Genomic DNA, 16064 nt, shown 5'->3' on the forward strand with positions numbered 1-16064 from the left:
CGTCCGCACGACCGCAGCCTGACGACCGCGTGCCGGACGAAGGCGTCCCGCACGACCGAGTGCCCGGACCTCCGCGTCCGCGGCACGACTGGGGGAGGCCCACCGTGGACCTGCACGACCTGCACGACTTACGCGACTGGCTGCCGCGCGCCGTCGAGGTCGCCGAGCGCTGGGGCGGGCAGTTCGGCCCGTACACGACCCATGCCGCGCACCGCGTCGGCCCCGACGCCTTCACCGAGGCCTTCGACCGCCTGGCGAAGCGGATGGATCACAACTATCCGTTCTTCCACCCGCGTTACGCCGGACAGATGGTCAAGCCGCCGCATCCGGCGGCCGTCGTCGGCTACCTGACGGCGATGCTCTTCAACCCCAACAACCACGCCGCCGAGGGCGGACCCGCCACCACCGAGATGGAGAAGGAGGCGGTCGCGGAGCTCGCCGGGATGTTCGGCCTGCCCGCGCACGTCGGCCACCTCACCACCAGCGGCACCATGGCCAACCTGGAGGCCCTCTACGTCGCCCGCCAGCTGCATCCGGAGCGCGGGATCGCGTACAGCTCCGAGTGCCACTACACGCACGAGCGGATGTGCCAGGTCCTGGGCATGGAGGGGCACCGGATCCCCGCCGACGGACGCGGCCGCATCGACCTGGGCGCGCTGGAGGAGGCGCTGCGCGGCGGACGGATCGGCACGGTCGTCGTGACCACCGGGACGACCGGCCTCGGCGCGGTCGACCCGGTGCACGAGGTGCTGGCGCTGGCGCGCCGGTACGGGGCGCGGGTGCACGTCGACGCCGCGTACGGCGGCTTCTACGCGATCCTCGGCCGGGCGGGCCTGGCGGGGCTGGACCCGGCCCCGTGGCGGGCGATCGCGGAATGCGACTCGGTGGTCGTCGATCCGCACAAGCACGGGCTCCAGCCGTACGGCTGCGGCGCGGTGCTGTTCCCGGACCCGCGCGCGGGGCGGCACTTCGCGCACGACTCGCCGTACACCTACTTCACCGACTCCGACCTGCACCTGGGCGAGATCAGCCTGGAGTGCTCCCGGGCGGGAGCGGCAGCGGCCGCGCTGTGGCTGACGCTCCAGGTGCTGCCGCTGACCCCGGACGGTTTCGGGCGGATCCTCGCGGCGAACCGGCGGGCCGCGCTCGCGTGGGCGGAGCTGATCACCAGCTCCGACTCCCTGGAGCTGTACCAGCCGCCGGAGCTGGACATCGTCACGTACTTCCCGGCGACGGCGGACGGGTCGCTGCGCGCCGTCGACGCGGCCTCGGAGCGGCTGCTGCGCGACGGCATGACGGCCGAGTCCGACCCGGTGTTCCTGAGCGTGCTGCGCGCGGACGCCGACGCGTTCCTGCGGCGTCACCCGCAGGCGGTGCGCGACGCGGACGCGGCGCGGATCGTGCGCAGCGTCCTGATCAAGCCGGAGGCCGAGCACTACCTGCCCCGCCTGCACGCCCGCGTCGCGGAACTGGCCGCGCGCACCCGCCGCGCCGCCTGACGGCGCCGGCCCCTCGACGCTCCCCTCGGCCCTCTCCAACCGGAGGCACCCTTGTCCTTGTCCATGTCCCCGCCCCCGCAGCGCCGGACCCGGTCCGCGCTCGACCGCTCGGCGGTCACCCACCTGTCCGCTCTCCTCGCGGCCACGTTCCACCAGGACGCGCTGACCCGCTGGATCGTGCCCGACGAACGGCGCCGCGCCGAGCTGCTGCCCGGCTTCTTCCGGGTGTTCGTGGAGCTGTCCGCGTCCTACGACGCGGTGCTCACCTCCCCGGACGGCGACGCCGTCATCCTCTTCCTGCCGCCGGGCGCCGAACCCGACGAGGCAGCCCTCGGGGCGGCCCTCGCGGAATCGCTCGGCGAGGCCTACGCGCCGGCCCTGGCGACCGTCACGGCGCTCCAGGCGGAGCACCACCCCACCGACCGGCCGCACTACTACCTGGCCTTCGGCGCGGTCCGCGCCGACCGGCAGCGCTCCGGCGTGCTGTCGGGGCTGCTCACCGAACTCATGGGCCGCGCCGACCGCGAGGGCGTGGCCGCGTACGCGGAAGCCAGCTCGCCCGGCGGCGAGGCCGTCACCCGGCGGCTCGGCTTCACCCGCCTCGGCGGGGACATCGTCCTGCCCGGCGACGGGCCGACGCTTCGACCGATGTGGAGGGACCCCCGATGAGGGGCGACGATCTGATCATGTCGTGGACCGCGGGCGAGGTCGCGCGCGGCGAGGTGCCGGCGGACCACATCGGTCCGCTGTTACAGGTGCTGCTGTGGAGCAAGGACTTCCTGGTCTCCAGCCACCCGGAGCTGGGCCGCACCGGCCCGGTGTGTCCGTACACGCAGCCGTCGCTGCGCAAGGACCTCTTCCACCTGGCGGTGCCCTCCGCGGAGTGCGAGGACCTGTTCTCGGCGGTGGACTCGCTGCGCACCCGGCACGCGAAGCTGTCGAGGCGGCTGTCCGAGGAGGACCGTGAGCTGCTCACCATCCTGCTGGTGCTGCCGGCGTTCGACCCGACGGACTCGACCGAGCTGGACGAGCTCCAGCGCAAGGCGAAGGACGAGTTCGTGGCGGAGGGCCTGATGATCGGCCAGTTCCACCCGGTGTGCGAGGAGCCCGGGCTGTACAACGAGTCCTTCCGGCCGCTGCGCGCCCCGCTGCCGCTGCTGGCCGTCCGCAAGCTGCTGGTCTTCGACCTGCCGTTCCTGGTGAGCGACGACTCCCACATGGACCACTATCTCCAGCGGTTCGCCCCGGCCATCCCGGCCCGGATCCGCGACCAGCTGGTCAGCCGGGTGGTGGCCTGACACCCACCCCGGCCCACAAAGCGGCGGGTACGGACCCTGACCCCGTACCCGCCGCTTCGCCGTGCCCGCTCGTTCGGGTGATCGACGGTCCAGCGCGGGCGCCCGCCTTCTCCGGAGAGGTACCGTCGCTGGCATGAGGGAAAGGAGCGCGGCCACATGACCACTGCACCGGTCGACCACGGTGGGGAACCCGGCGACTACAGCCTGGTCGATGACCCGGAGCGCGCCCTGAAGTACGCCGTCCAGCACATCAAGGGTGATCGCACGGAGATCATCGAGGGGGTCATCGACAGCGTGCCGCCCACGTGGGACCACGAGCTCGCCATTGAAGCCATCCGCGATCAGCTGATGCCACGAGCGCGGGAACTCGGATGCGCCACCGGATCCGGCAACCTGGACCTTCCCGGCTCACCGAATTGGTACGTGCCGGATATCGCCGTCGTACCCCGAGGGCTGGCCAAGGGGAGCCCCGCCCTTCTGCCCGCCGACGTGCTGCTGGTGGTCGAAGTGACGTCCGAGTCGAACGCCGAGACCGACCGCGTCGTCAAGCGCAAGCGGTACGCCGAGTACGGGGCCCCGCTGTACCTCCTCGTCGACCGGGTCGAGCAGAGCGTGACGCTCTTCTCGGAGCCCGGCCGGCTCGGGTACAGCAGGGCCGACGGGCCCCACCCCTTCGGCACCCCGGTGCGCCTTCCCGATCCCTTCGGGATCGAGCTCGACACCACCGATCTGTAATCAGCCCGCCGCCGGAACCATCAGGCACTCCTCCAGGAACGTCAGGACCCGCAGGTGGTATGCCGGGGCCGTCAGGCCCAGGGTGATGTTGTGGCCCGCCGCCGGGTGGTGGGCGACCGTGGTCGTGGGGGCCGACGTCAGGCGGGCGGTCATGGCCGCGAGGGTGGGCTCGTCGAGCTGCCACCAGAACTCGTGTTCCGCGAAGGTCAGCCGGACCGGCACCCGTACGCGCGGGGCCAGGGCCTCGAACTGGCGCGGCCAGTGGATCGTCTCCGCCGACTCGCGCGGCGGCGTCGGCGAGAGCAGGGCGCGGCTGGCCTGGAAGGTGCCGCGCGGGTAGAGGTTCAGCGGGCCCCAGTTGAGCTTGGTGGCGCCGCCGCCCAGCGTCGAGGGGAAGTGCAGGGCCTCGGGGTTGTAGAAGTAGCCGGTGCCGGAGGTGTCCAGGCCCAGCAGCGGCACCGAGCCGTCGGTGGCCGCCGTGTGCAGGGCGACCTTGCCGCCGTCGGAGTGGCCCAGCAGGAAGACGCCGGCGCCGATGTCGTGGGTGCGCGCGTGCTCCTTGAGCGCCGCGTGCAGGGTGTCCGCCTGCTCGGCCAGGGTCAGGCCCTCGGGCAGCAGGTTCGCGGACTCGCCGTAGCCGGGGCGGTCCACGGCCAGGACCGTGTGGCCCAGGGCGGTGGCGAGCGGGACGAAGGAGTTCCAGTACGCCGCCCGCATGCCGCGGCCGTGGACCGCCAGGATGGTGGAGCGCGGGGCGGTGCCGGGCGCCGGCTCCGCCAGGATGGCCGAGAGGGTGACACCGGCCGCGTCCAGCGCGTACGGCCGCGGGGCGGCCGGGGCCGTCAGGAGCGTGTTCATCGGACCGCCAGCCCCTTCCGGGCCCCGGCCACCGCGTCCACCCACGCCGCCGGCGAGCCGGTGCGCAGCAGCGAGGTGCCGACCAGCAGCCCGCCGAAGCCGGCGTCGAGCAGGTTCGCGGCGGTGGCCGGGCCGTCGATGCCGCTCGCGCTGACCGGGCAGGGGGTGCCCGTCGCGCGGACCGCCGGGAGCAGGTCCAGGCTGCGCCCGAGGTCGCCGGCGCCGCGCTCGCGGGTCTTGATGTCCTTGTTGTTGACGGCGATCACGCACTGCGAGGCGTGCGGGACCAGGGCGAGCTCGGCCTCCGTGGTGATCTCCACGAAGGGGGTCAGGCCCGCCAGCAGGGCCTCGGTCACCAGGGTGCGCATGCTGGACTCGGGCAGCAGCGCCGCCGTCAGCAGGACCGCGGAGGCGCCCAGGTCCTTGGCGGAGCGGATCTGGTCCTTGCGGGTGATGAAGTCCTTCTGGAGCAGCGGCAGGTCGGTCATCGCCGCGACGTCGCGCAGCAGCGCCGGCGAGCCGCCGAACCAGCGGCCCGTCACGACCGAGATGCACGGCGCGCCCGCCGTCTCGTACGCCGCGACGATCGCGGCCGGGGTGCGGCCGCCCAGCAGGTCGTAGCCGTGGGCGTCGCGCCGCTTCACCTCCATCACCACCGGGGTGGGCGAGGCCAGCAGGGCCTCCAGGAAGGACGTCTTGGTCGCGGTGCTGCGGGTGCTCATGACGACGGCTCCATCTCGCGGATCGGGGTGGGGGAGGCGCCCGTGCGCCACGCGCGGGCCAGGGCGGCGATCTCCGGGATCCCGAAGCCGCCGGTGTGGCGGTCGCGGGCCGCGGTGTCCACGTCGATGCCGCGGAAGCCCGGGTGGCGCACGACCTCCTCGTACGCCGGGCGGTTGGCCGGGGACAGGCCGCCGGCCAGCAGGAAGGGGCGGGTCAGGCGGGGCAGCAGGGCCGTGACGTCGGCCTGGTCGAGGGTGCGGCCGGTGCTGCCGATCCGGCCGTCCTCGGTGGCGGTGTCGAGGAGGAAGAGGTCCGTGCCGGCCCGCGCGTACGCCCCGATGAGCGGGCGTTCGACGCAGCCGGCGCCGCCCGGCGCGACGTGCAGGACCTTCACGATGCCCACCGACGCCGGCAGGGCCTCGCGCAGCGCCCGGACGACGGCCGGCGGCTGGTAGGCGTGGAGCTGGATCCAGCCGGCCCCGGCGTGCCGGGCGGTGGCCACGAGCTCGGCGGGATCGGCGAGGAAGGTGACCCACACGGGCAGGAGCCCGGCGGACCGGGCCGCCGCCGCGAGGGCGGCGAGCCCGTTCCGGTCCAGTTCCGAGGGGCCGCCGGGTACGCCGTGCCAGAGCCCGACGCAGTCCGCCCCGGCGGCCGCCGCGGCCTCGATGTCGCGCGGGGCCGTGGCCCCGCACACCTTGAGCAAGGTCTGGGAACTCATTTGCCGAGTCCCAGCATCGAGGCGATGCGGTTGTACTGGATCTCGTTCGTACCGGAGTAGATGGTGCCGCCGACGGCGTTGCGCACCTCCTGCTCCAGTCCGAACTCGGCCATGTAACCGTGCCCGCCGAAGATCTGGACGGCGGTCAGGCTCGTGGCCAGGTTGCTCTCGCTCGTGACGAGTTTGGAGATGGCGAGGTCGACGGTGACGTTCTCGCCGGCCTCCAGCTTCTCGCCCGTGTCGTAGAGCCACTTGCGGGAGGTCTCCAGCTGGATCTTCGTGTCCACGATCTTGTTGGCGATCGTCTGGTACGAACCGATCGTCTTTCCGAACGACTTACGCGTCTTCGCGTAATCGACACAGCGGTCCAGCCGGTGTTGCATCTCGCCCACGTTGACGATGAAGGAGAAGAGGATCTCCCGCTTCATCACGTGGTCCAGGACCATGAACCCGCCTCCGACCCGGCCGAGCACCGCGCTCTTGGGCACCCGTACGTCGTCGAAGAAGAGCTCGCTCAGCGGCGAGGTCCGCAGTCCCATCTTCTTGATGGGCTTGCCGGCCGTCAGTCCCGGGGTCGTGCTGTCCACCAGGAACGCCGTCGTTCCCAGCGGGCCGCCGTCCGGGTGGGTCCGGGCGTAGACCACGATCACGTCCGCGACCGGCCCGTTGCTGACGAAGACCTTGCTGCCGTTGATGACGAAGTCGTCGCCGTCACGGACGGCCCGGGTCGTCATCGCCATCGCGTCCGACCCGCCCTCGGCCTCGGTGATCGCGTGTGCGCCGATCGCCTCGCCCGAGCAGATCAGAGGGAGCCAGCGCTCCTTCTGCTCCGCGGTGCCGAACTGCTGGAGCGGGATTCCGGTCGAGCAGATGGACGTCGTGACCGAGAAGCTCAGTCCCGAGTCCCGGTTGTACTCGCCGAGTCCCTCCAGGACGTACATGGTGGTGAGCAGCGACTGCCCGAGGCCTCCGTACTCCTCGTCGAAGGGCAGTGCCAGGATTCCGGTCTTCTGGACGAGCTTCCACTTGTCTGCCGAGAAGGCGGAGCGCTCGTCGAGTTCGATGTGGTCTGCGCTGAGTGCGTCTCCCCACCGTTCCAGGCCTTCGCGCAGATCTGCCTGGTCGGCGTTCCAACGGATCACGGTGGACCCCTCTGAGTCGGTGATCGGATCAAATGCGTGGACGGTGTCGCGGCGCCGTGGCGGGTGCTCGCTCGCGGGCCGTCAGTAGGCCGAGGAGCGGGCGGCGTCGAGGTTGTGGACCTCGTCCCCGCGCAGGGCCGGCGAGAAGACGCAGACCAGGCGCAGGTCCTCGTCGGGGCTGGCGACGAGGAAGTGGGCGTCGTGCTGGTCGAGCGCGTACATGCGGCCCGGCACGATCTCGTGCGAGGTGCCGTCGAGCTCGATGACCTCGCCGGAGCCGGCGATGCAGTAGCAGGCCTCGAGGTGGTTGACGTACTCCAGGCGGGACTTGGTGCCGGCGAGGACGACGGTGTCGGTGAGGGTGTAGCCGAGGCCGTCCTCGGCGAGGAGGAAGCGACGGGACTGGCCGTTGCCCCACTCGACGGTCTTCACGGACTGGATGTCGCGAACGATCATGGCAATCTCCCGGTGTGTGTGGTCGTACGTGGTGGATGAGGGGTGGAGCGGTCTCACTTCTGTGCGGGTGCGGTGCGGGTGCGGGTGCGCCTTACAGGTCGTGGGGTGTCGGGTCGGGGTCGTGGGGTCGGGTCGGGGTCAGTCGGTGGGCTCGGGCCGTACGGACCGGACGAAGGCGCGGAAGGCCTCGGTGACGTCACCTCCCTCCTCCTGGGCGGCCGCGACGGCGGCGACCGCGGCGGAGCCGATGATCGCGGCGTCGGCGCCGCTGGCTCCGACGGCCTCGACGTCCCTGCGGGTACTGACCCCGAAGCCGACGGCGATCGGGGAGTCGGTGTGCTCCCGCAGTCCGGTGACCGTCCGCGCGAGGGCGGCGTGGCCGGCGGCGGGCGCGGTGCCGCTGCGTCCGTAGTGGGCGACGAGGTAGAGGTAGGCGGAGGCGCGGGCGGCGGCCTCGGCCTGGGTCTGCGGCGGGCTCTTGGTGTAGCAGGTGGTGACCACCGGCAGGCCGGCCGCCGCGGCCGACTCCAGGTGCTCCTCGCGCAGCCGCGGGGGCAGCGCGTGGACCAGCAGTCCGTCCGCCCCGGAGGCGGCGATGTCACGGGTGGCGTCGGTCAGGTCCCGGTGCCCCAGGGAGTACCTCCAGTCGGCGAGCAGGGCGATCCGGGTGTGGGTCAGGTGCGGCCGTACGTCGGCGACGAAGCCGAGTACGTCGTCCAGGCCGGCCCCGCCCCGGTCCAGCGCGCGGCGCGCGGAGCGCCGGATGACCGGGCCGTCGGTGACGGAGTCGGGGAACGGGACGGCCAGTTCGAGGCAGTCCACGCCCTCCTCGTCCAGCATCAGGACCAGGTCCCGCAGGACCGGGAGCGGGGGGTCCCCCGCGTTGAGGAACAGGGCGAGGCCGGGGGTGCCGCCGGGGCGGCGGGCCGGGAAGAAGGGGGCGGGGGCGGTGGTCCCCGCCGCGGTCGGGCTAGGCATGGGCCACCGCCAGGGTGCGGCGCGGGGCCGGCTTCTTCGCGGCCGCCGCCAGCCGGTCGGCGAGGGCGAAGGCGGCGCCCGTACGGATGGCGTCCTCGGCCAGGGCGACGGCCGAGAGCCAGTCGCGGCGGGTGCCGGAGGCCACCGCCAGGGCGGCGGCCCCCATGCACACGGTGCGGGTGGCGACCGGTCCGGCGGTGCCGGCGAGCACCGAGCGGAAGTGGCCGACCGCTCCGGCGGGGTCCGCGGCGGGCCGCAGGTCGGCGAAGGAGCCGTCACCGGGGGCGAGTTCGCCGGGCCGGATGACCCGGGTGAGCGAGCGCTCCCCGTAGACCGTGTTGATCGCGAAGGGCAGGAGTTCGTCGGCGCCGGTGTCGTTGGCGGTGAGCCAGATCCTCCGGTCCGTGGTCGAGGCGGCGAGCTGCCGCAGGGTGTCCAGGGGGGCCGCGGCCGAGACGCCGGTGACCTGGGCGGCCACGGGCAGGTCGGCGAGGAAGGGGCCGAGGGCGTTGAGGAAGCGGCCGAAGGGCTTCATGCTCAGCGGGGCCACGGTGCGCGCCAGCCGGGTGAGCTGGGTGGGGTAGACGAAGGGGCCGGCGAAGGCGATCCCGTACTCGGCGAGGGTGTCCTCGGTCTGGGCGAGGGAGGCGGTGAGCCGGACGCCGAGCCGCTCCAGCAGGTCGACGGAGCCCAGCGAGCTGGTGTAGGCGCGGGAGCCGGTCTTGACGACCTTGACCCCGGCGGCCGCGGCGACGAACGCCGAGGCGGTGGAGATGTTGAAGGTCCTGGGGCCGCCGCCGGTGCCGACGACGTTGACCGTGCCGTCCCAGGAACGAGTGCCGGATCCGGACCCCGGCCCGGTCCCGGTCGCCGCGGCGGCCGGCGTACGGCGCTCGGCGAGCGAGTCGAGCAGGTGGCGCAGGGTGTCGTGGTCCGGGAGCCGGCTGGTCAGGGAGGCCAGCAGGGCGACGACTTCGGCCTTGTCGAGCCGGCCGTCGCCCAGCTGGTCCCACCAGGACCGCCAGGTCTCGCGCCCGACCGGGGCCTGCTGCTGCAGCAGACCGGTGAGTGCGTCATGCACGGTCGTTCTCCGTCTCTCTCCTCGTCGGGGTGGGGCCGGGGCCGGGTGGGGCCGCCGGGTGGTTCTAGGCGGCCGCCGTGCGGGCGTCGGCGATGAAGGCGTCGATCGCCTCGACGCTGCGGAAGTTGTTCGGGTCCAGGTCGGCGTCGCCGACGGCGAGCTCGAAGCGGTCCTCGACCCAGGCGATGAGCTTCAGCACGCCCAGGCTGTCGATGACCCCGTCGTTGAGCAGGTCGTGGTCGACGGCGAGCTCGGCGGGGGCGGTGCCGGGGAGGAACTCGGTGATGACGAAGGTCTTGATGGTGTCGACGTTGCTCATGACGGGTTTCCTTCGGTGGTCGAGAGGGCGGGAGCGATCGGGGCGAGCTGGTCGAGCGCCTTGCGGTCGACCTTTCCGGTGGCCGTCTTCGGCAGCGGCTCGTCGGTGAGCGTCAGCTGCGTGGGGACGGCGGCCCGGGGCAGGTGCTGGGCGCAGTGCTTGCGCAGTTCCAGGACGGTCAGGGTGGAGCCGGGGGCCCGCTGGACGCCGGCGACGAGCTTCTTGCCGGCGATCGGGTCGGGCCGGGCGGCGACGCCCGCCTCCAGGACGTCGGGGTGGTCCTGCAGGACCCGTTCGATCTCGGCGGTGTTGACGGCGACGCCGCGGACCTTGACCTGGAAGTCGGTGCGTCCGGTCAGGTGCAGGGTGCCGGCGCCGTCGCGCCGTACGAGGTCTCCGGTGCGGAACCAGCGGTGGTCGTCGAGACCGAGCGGGTGGCCGGTGAACTTGTCGGCGTGGCGGGTCCGGTCGAGGTAGCCGCGGGTCTGGAAGGGCGTCGAGACGAACAGCTCTCCGCTGCCCGGGCCCTCGACGAGCGTGTTCGTGTCCGGGTCGAGGATCAGGGCCCGTACGCCGGGCAGCGGGCGCCCGATGGGCACGGGCGGGAAGCTGGTCGCGGCCGTGTCGACCTCGTGGACGAAGCTGTCGTTGGTCTCGGTGCAGCCGTAGATGTTGTGGATGCGGGCCTTGGGGAACAGCGACGGCAGGGCGGCGAAGACGCGGTCGGGGATGGCGTCCCCGGTGAACATCACGTGGTCCACCCCGGGGAAGGTCGCCCCCGTCCTGGCGGCGGCGTCCTGGAGGAGTCCGAAGGCCATCGGGACGGCCTGGACGACGTGCACGTCGTGGCGGGTGACCAGGTCGAGCAGGTGCCGGCCGTGGGCGGCGAGCGCCGGGTCGACGATGACGACCCGGCCACCGCGGGCCAGGGTGGTCCAGATGTCGAGGAGGCAGAGGTCGAAGTTGAGCGGGGCGTAGTTGAGGACGGTCCGGTCGGGGCCGATGTCGAAGGCGGGTCCGGCCCAGGCGGTGAAGCGGTCGACGGCCTCCCGGCCGAGCGGGACGATCTTGGGGAGGCTGGTGGAGCCGGAGGTGGTGAGCAGGAACGCCACCTCGGCGGCCTCGTCCTCGGGCAGCGGCTGCGCGGTGACGTCGGGGTTCGGGGCGACCCGGCCGGCGGCGCCGCCGGGGGCGAGGACGTACCGGCAGCCGGCCTGGGCGAAGAGGTCCGAGAGCAGGGTGTCGGCGAGCGCCGGCGAGGGCAGCAGCACCGGCCGCCGGGCCAGCAGGCACGCCAGGACCAGGGCGACGGAGTCGGGCGACTTGTCGGCCAGGACCCCGACCGGTTCCCCGGGCGTGAGTTCCAGGCGGGCCAGCCGGTCCCGCTCCTCACCGGCGAGCTCGTACAGCTCGCGGTAGGTGATCTCGTCGCCGTTGAAGACGAGGGCGCCTGCGTGCGGGCGGTCGCGGACCTGGGTGAGGAAGCCGCCGATCAGGCCGAGCGCCTCCGGTGCGGGCGCGGTGTCGGTGGGCGCGGCCATCAGGCACCTCCGGCGGGCGGGGCGAGCTCGATCCAGCCCGACTTCACCGCCGCGCCCTTGGGCGTCTTGCAGGTGAAGCGGACGACGGTGGCCGCGGTGTCCGGCTGGAGGGTGATCTCCAGCGGGATGTCCGGCGGCACGGGGGCCGAGAAGCGGCAGCCCAGACCGCGGACGCGGGCGGAGTCGCCGCCGGCGAACCGGTCGACGGCCTCCTCGACCGCGAGGGCGACCACGCTCATGCCGTGCGCGATGACGGTCTCGAAGCCGGCGCCGCGGGCGGCGTCCGCGTCGAGGTGGATGGGGTTGAGGTCGCCGGAGGCGTGGGCGTACGTACTGATCCAGTCGGTGGTCAGGGCGTGCACGGCGGTCTGGGGCTCGCCCGCGCCGACGGGGGCGGGGGCCGCGGGGCCGCCGGCGATGTCACCGAACGGCTCCAGCAGGGTCGCGCCCACCAGCAGGGCGGAGATGACCAGTTCCGCGAAGGGCTCGGGGCCGTCCTCGCCGATCAGCCGGACCCGCAGGGCGATCCGGGCGCCGCGGGGCTCCTTGCGGATGCCGAGGACGTCGAGCCGGACGGTGACCTGCTCGCCGGGGCGGACGGGCCGCTGGGTGCGGATGTCCTGGCCGAGGTGGACCACGGAGACGGGGCCGGGCTCGGCGGCGGTCAGTTCGGCGACGGTCTGCTCGGCCACGGTATGGGCGAGGACGAAGGTGTGGACGGGGGACGCCTGCCCCGGGCGGGCGGCCGGCAGGCCGCGCCGGGCGGCGCCGCGGTAGTCGGTGATCTCCGGCTCGGTGACGGTGACCGTGCGGACGGGGGTCGGCAGCGACAGGAGCGTCATACCGGCATCACCACCACGGAGGAGTTGTGGCCACCGAACCCGAAGGAGTTCGTGAGCGCGGGTCCCGGGCGCACGGCGCGCGGCGCGCCGTGGACGACGTCGATGTCCATTCCTGGCTCCAGCTGTTCGTGGTTGGCGGTGGGCGGCACCTCGCAGTGCCGCATGGCCTGCACGGTGGCGATGAGTTCGACGGCGCCGGCGGCGCCGATGAGGTGGCCGATGACGGACTTGGGCGCGGTGACCGGGGGCTGGGCGCTGCCGAACACCTTGGTGAGGGCGGCGGCCTCGGAGCGGTCGTTGTACGGGGTGGAGGTGCCGTGCGCGTTGACGTGCACGATGTCCTCGGGGGCCAGTCCCGCGTCGGCGATGGCGCCGGCCATGGCGGCCGCGGCGCCCGCGCCGTCGGGCAGGGGCATCGCCAGGTGGTGGGCGTCGGCGGTGGCGGCGTATCCGGCGACCAGACCGTACGTCGTGGCGCCGCGCGCCCGGGCGTCGTCGAGCCGTTCGAGGACCACGAACCCGGCGCCCTCGCCCATCACGAACCCGTCGCGGTCGACGTCGAAGGGGCGGGAGGCGTGTTCGGGGTCGTCGTTGCGGAAGCTGACGGCGCTGAGGTTGCCGAAGCCGGCCAGGGTGACGGGGGTCAGGGTGTGCTCGCAGCCGCCGGCGAGGACGAGGTCGGCGCGGCCGGTCTGCAGCAGCATCAGGGCCTGGCCGATGGCGTCGGCCCCGGAGGCGCAGGTGTTGGCCAGCGTCAGCGCGGGTCCGGTCCAGCCCAGCCGCATGGCGATCTGGGCGGCGGCCGCGTTGGGCATCGTCATCAGCGGCATCAGCGGGTTGACCTTGGCCGGTCCGCCGGTGGTGAAGTTCGCGGACTCCAGGTCGCTGGTGGCGCGCCCGCCGACGGCGTTGCCGACGACGACGGCGGTCCGGCCGGGCTCGGCGGTCGGGGAGCCGGCGTCGCGGTGGGCGGCCAGCGCGGCGGCGGTGCCGTAGTGGGCGAAGGGGTCCATCCGCCGGGCTTCCTTGGGCGGGACGAGGCCGGCGACGGCCTCGAGTCCGCGGACCGTGCAGCCGATGCGGACCCGGTGCCGGCTGAGGTCGAAGTGGGTGAGCTCGGCCGCGGTGGAACGGCCGGTCCGCAGGGTGTTCCACAGGTCGTCCGGGGTGCACCCGCCGGGGGTGACCACGCCCATGCCGGTGATGGCGACGGGCGGCTGCGCCGAACTGCCCCTGGACGATCCAGGCATGTCTGCTCCTCGGGAGTAAGGGGTCCGGGGGGCCGTCAGATGATGCGGCACTCGCGCGCGGACTTGATGAAGGCCTCGGCGGCGAAGTCGATGTCGGCCTTGGTGTGCGCGGCGGTGATCGCGATGCGCAGCCGGGCCAGGTCGTTGGGGACGGCCGGGGTGACGACGGGGAGGCCGATGACGCCGTTCTTGCGGCAGACGGTCGCGTAGTCGTACGCGGCGTCGTCGGAGCCGGCGATGACGGGGACGACGGCGGTCTCGGAGTCGACGGTGGAGATCCCGGCGGCGTGGAGCATGCCGCGGAAGCGCTCGGACTCGTTCTGGATGAACTCCACGCGCTCCGGCTCGCGCTGGAGGATCCGCAGGGACTCCAGGGCGGCGGCGGCCTGGGCGGGGCCGAGGGCGGCGGAGAAGAGGAAGGGGCGGGCGGCGTACTTCAGGTGGTGGATCAGCTCGGCGGAGCCGGCGACCCAGCCGCCCATGGAGGGGATGGCCTTGGAGAGGGTGCCGAGCTTGACGTCGACCTTCACCTCGTAGTCGAAGTGCTCCTCGATGCCGCGGCCGGTGGCGCCGATGACGCCGAGGGCGTGCGCCTCGTCGACCATCAGCAGCGCGTTGTGGGCGTCGCAGACCTTGCGGAGCTCGACCAGGGGGGCGATGTCGCCGTCCATGGAGTAGACGGAGTCGACGATGACCAGGCGGACGCCGGTGTCGGGGGCGGCGGCCAGGCGGCGCTCCAGGTGGGCGACGTCGTTGTGGCGGAAGCGGGTGACGGTGGCGCCGGAGAGCTTGCATCCGTCGACGATGCTGGCGTGGTCGTACTTGTCGATGAAGACCGTGTCGCCGGGGCCGACGAGGCCGCCGATGACGCCGACGTTGGCGGCGTAGCCGGAGCCGAAGACGATGGCCTGCTCGCGGCCGCCGAACTTGGCGACCTCGGCCTCCAGCTCCTCGTGGAGCGGGGTGGAGCCGGCCAGGGCGCGGACGCCGTGGTTGCCGGTGCCGTAGCGGTCGACGGCCGCCTTGGCGGCGCTGACCACCCGCTCGTCGCCGGCGAGGCCGAGGTAGGAGTAGCCGGACATCATCAGCAGCCGCTGGCCGTCCTGGTCGGCGTAGGCGGAGTCCCGCTCGACCGTGTAGGCGACGAAGCTGTTCTTGCGGTTGGGCTCGTACTCCAGCGACGCGACCCGGTCGCGGAAGTAGGCCAGCTTCGGCTCGAGGCGGGCCCAGGCAGCGGATGCGTTCACGTGCTTCTCCTCATCGGAAACGTCCGGCGGACCCGGAACTCCATCGGTGCCCCGTTCTTTGTCCGGCGGGGCTCTAGTGGAATTCCATTAAGACCCGGGGGGCGCAATAGCGGCGCAAGAGGAAGCCCGGTGCGACGGCCGCGCGCGAGCGGATTCCGGCTCGAATGAAGTCCCCGGGCCCCCGGTACTTGTTGACAGCCGGAGAACCGCCGCAGGTATCTTCGAAACCGCACGAACTAGGGGGACACGGCCGGAAGCCGACCGTTTTCGGAGAGTGCATAGTGCTGATCAGACTCGTAGGTCTTGTCACGATCGAGCCGGACGGAGCTCCGCCGCAGCACCTCTCCAGCGCTCAGGCGCAGGTGGCGTTCGCCCGGCTGCTCGTCGAACGGACCTCAGGCACGGACCGGGACCAGTTGGCCGAAACGGTATGGCCCGAGGGGCTGCCGGACACCTGGGCCTCGGCGTTGCGCAGCGTGGTGAGCCGGGTGCGTACGTTCGTGACGACCCCGGAGGACCAGCCGGGCGTGACACCGCTCGTCGCGCAAGGGGGCCGCTACATCCTGCGGATCCCGGAGGACGCGGCGGTGGACGTGGAGTGCGCGGAGACCGCGGTGACGGAGGCCGGCGAGGCGTACGCGGAGGGCGCGTACGCGGTGGCGCAGCAGCTGGCGGCCGGCGCCGTCTCGAACCTGCGCGGGTCGTTCCTGCCGTCGCACGAGGGCGACTGGGTCAACGCGATGCGCGAGCAGCTGGAGGAGCTGCGGCTGAAGGCGCTGGAGACGGCGAGCCTGGCGTCGTCGGCGCTGGGCGACGAGCACCACGCGCTGCGGTACGCGGAGGAGGCGGTGCGCCGTGCGCCGTTCCGTGAGAGCGCTTACCGGTGCCGGATGGCCGCGCACACGCGGGCCGGCAACCGGGCGGAGGCGCTGCGCAGCTACCAGCAGCTGCGCGAGGTGCTGGCGGAGGAGCTGGGCATCGACCCGGCCCCGGAGACCGAGGCCGCCTACCTGGAGCTGCTGCGCACCCCCGAGCCCCGTCCGGCCCCGCGCCCGTTCACGTACGTCGACCCGGTCCTGATGGGCATGTTCGAGGTCGACCGCGCGGCGGCGCCCCGCCCCTGCTCCCTGTCGGACCACGGCTGCGTGACCCACTCCCGCCACCGGGTGGCGTGAGGCGCGCGCAGCACCCGTACGACACCGGCCCGCGGTCCCGTACGACACCGGCCCGCCGTCCCCCGGACGGCGGGCCGCGGTGCTGTCGTCACGGCCCCCCGCCGGGGCCGGGGGCGACGGCCGGGCGGCGAACCGGGGCCTGCGCCGGTGTCCGGGTACGGAAAGGGGCCCCGGCCGCCCAAGGGGGGTGGGCGGCCGG

General features: G+C 73.2%; 17 protein-coding genes. 5 read left to right on the forward strand and 12 right to left on the reverse strand.

Annotation, left to right across the window (positions count from 1 at the left end; genetic code table 11):
* The first annotated feature begins 104 nt into the window (after positions 1-104).
* The 4 genes from ACIPXB_RS33010 to ACIPXB_RS33025 all read left to right on the forward strand — a co-directional run bounded on the left by ACIPXB_RS33010 (position 105) and on the right by ACIPXB_RS33025 (position 3532).
* Complete coding sequence (locus tag ACIPXB_RS33010; protein ID WP_401455964.1) at positions 105-1499, forward strand: pyridoxal phosphate-dependent decarboxylase family protein; 1395 nt, start codon at positions 105-107, stop codon at positions 1497-1499.
* A 51-nt stretch (positions 1500-1550) separates the two neighbouring features.
* Positions 1551-2168 (forward strand): hypothetical protein, encoded by a 618-nt coding sequence (locus tag ACIPXB_RS33015; protein WP_401455967.1) that lies wholly within the window; start codon positions 1551-1553, stop codon positions 2166-2168.
* Complete coding sequence (locus tag ACIPXB_RS33020; RefSeq protein WP_401455969.1) at positions 2165-2797, forward strand: DUF6875 domain-containing protein; 633 nt, start codon at positions 2165-2167, stop codon at positions 2795-2797. Before ACIPXB_RS33015 ends, ACIPXB_RS33020 begins: the two co-directional genes overlap by 4 nt.
* A 156-nt stretch (positions 2798-2953) precedes the next feature.
* Positions 2954-3532 carry a Uma2 family endonuclease gene (locus ACIPXB_RS33025; protein WP_401455971.1) on the forward strand — a complete coding sequence of 193 codons (579 nt, stop codon included), beginning with the start codon at positions 2954-2956 and terminating at the stop codon, positions 3530-3532.
* On the opposite strand, the gene ACIPXB_RS33030 is transcribed toward ACIPXB_RS33025, so the two are convergent.
* The 12 genes from ACIPXB_RS33030 to ACIPXB_RS33085 all read right to left on the reverse strand — a co-directional run bounded on the left by ACIPXB_RS33030 (position 3533) and on the right by ACIPXB_RS33085 (position 14690).
* Positions 3533-4390, reverse strand: coding sequence for an alpha/beta hydrolase (locus ACIPXB_RS33030; RefSeq protein WP_401455974.1), 858 nt, complete (start codon positions 4388-4390; stop codon positions 3533-3535).
* Positions 4387-5112 carry an indole-3-glycerol-phosphate synthase gene (locus tag ACIPXB_RS33035; protein WP_401455977.1) on the reverse strand — a complete coding sequence of 242 codons (726 nt, stop codon included), beginning with the start codon at positions 5110-5112 and terminating at the stop codon, positions 4387-4389. The genes ACIPXB_RS33030 and ACIPXB_RS33035 overlap by 4 nt, the downstream gene beginning before the upstream one ends.
* Entirely contained in the window at positions 5109-5834 is a 726-nt protein-coding gene (locus ACIPXB_RS33040; protein WP_401455980.1) for an N-(5'-phosphoribosyl)anthranilate isomerase, read from the reverse strand. The genes ACIPXB_RS33035 and ACIPXB_RS33040 overlap by 4 nt, the downstream gene beginning before the upstream one ends.
* Positions 5831-6976 (reverse strand): acyl-CoA dehydrogenase family protein, encoded by a 1146-nt coding sequence (locus tag ACIPXB_RS33045; RefSeq protein ID WP_401455983.1) that lies wholly within the window; start codon positions 6974-6976, stop codon positions 5831-5833. The genes ACIPXB_RS33040 and ACIPXB_RS33045 overlap by 4 nt, the downstream gene beginning before the upstream one ends.
* Before the next feature lie 81 nt (positions 6977-7057).
* Entirely contained in the window at positions 7058-7432 is a 375-nt protein-coding gene (locus ACIPXB_RS33050; RefSeq protein WP_401455984.1) for an ectoine synthase, read from the reverse strand.
* Between the two features lie 138 nt (positions 7433-7570).
* Complete coding sequence (trpA, locus tag ACIPXB_RS33055; RefSeq protein WP_401455985.1) at positions 7571-8410, reverse strand: tryptophan synthase subunit alpha; 840 nt, start codon at positions 8408-8410, stop codon at positions 7571-7573.
* Positions 8403-9491 carry a hypothetical protein gene (locus ACIPXB_RS33060; protein ID WP_401455986.1) on the reverse strand — a complete coding sequence of 363 codons (1089 nt, stop codon included), beginning with the start codon at positions 9489-9491 and terminating at the stop codon, positions 8403-8405. Before ACIPXB_RS33060 ends, trpA begins: the two co-directional genes overlap by 8 nt.
* Positions 9492-9555: 64 nt before the next feature.
* Positions 9556-9810 carry a phosphopantetheine-binding protein gene (locus tag ACIPXB_RS33065; RefSeq protein WP_401455988.1) on the reverse strand — a complete coding sequence of 85 codons (255 nt, stop codon included), beginning with the start codon at positions 9808-9810 and terminating at the stop codon, positions 9556-9558.
* Complete coding sequence (locus ACIPXB_RS33070; RefSeq protein WP_401455991.1) at positions 9807-11351, reverse strand: AMP-binding protein; 1545 nt, start codon at positions 11349-11351, stop codon at positions 9807-9809. The genes ACIPXB_RS33065 and ACIPXB_RS33070 overlap by 4 nt, the downstream gene beginning before the upstream one ends.
* The gene (locus tag ACIPXB_RS33075; RefSeq protein WP_401455993.1) at positions 11351-12193 is read right to left on the reverse strand and encodes a MaoC/PaaZ C-terminal domain-containing protein; all 843 of its coding nucleotides are present in this window, start codon (positions 12191-12193) and stop codon (positions 11351-11353) included. The genes ACIPXB_RS33070 and ACIPXB_RS33075 overlap by 1 nt, the downstream gene beginning before the upstream one ends.
* Complete coding sequence (locus ACIPXB_RS33080) at positions 12190-13443, reverse strand: beta-ketoacyl-[acyl-carrier-protein] synthase family protein (protein WP_401455996.1); 1254 nt, start codon at positions 13441-13443, stop codon at positions 12190-12192. Before ACIPXB_RS33080 ends, ACIPXB_RS33075 begins: the two co-directional genes overlap by 4 nt.
* A 35-nt stretch (positions 13444-13478) precedes the next feature.
* Positions 13479-14690, reverse strand: coding sequence for an aminotransferase class I/II-fold pyridoxal phosphate-dependent enzyme (locus ACIPXB_RS33085; protein WP_401455997.1), 1212 nt, complete (start codon positions 14688-14690; stop codon positions 13479-13481).
* Positions 14691-14971: 281 nt separating this feature from the next.
* Here ACIPXB_RS33085 and ACIPXB_RS33090 point away from each other — a divergent pair, with 281 nt between their 5' ends.
* Positions 14972-15865 carry a BTAD domain-containing putative transcriptional regulator gene (locus ACIPXB_RS33090; protein ID WP_401455998.1) on the forward strand — a complete coding sequence of 298 codons (894 nt, stop codon included), beginning with the start codon at positions 14972-14974 and terminating at the stop codon, positions 15863-15865.
* Positions 15866-16064: the final 199 nt, after the last annotated feature.

The sequence above is a fragment of the Streptomyces sp. NPDC090022 genome (assembly GCF_044748145.1).
Lineage (GTDB): Bacteria > Actinomycetota > Actinomycetes > Streptomycetales > Streptomycetaceae > Streptomyces.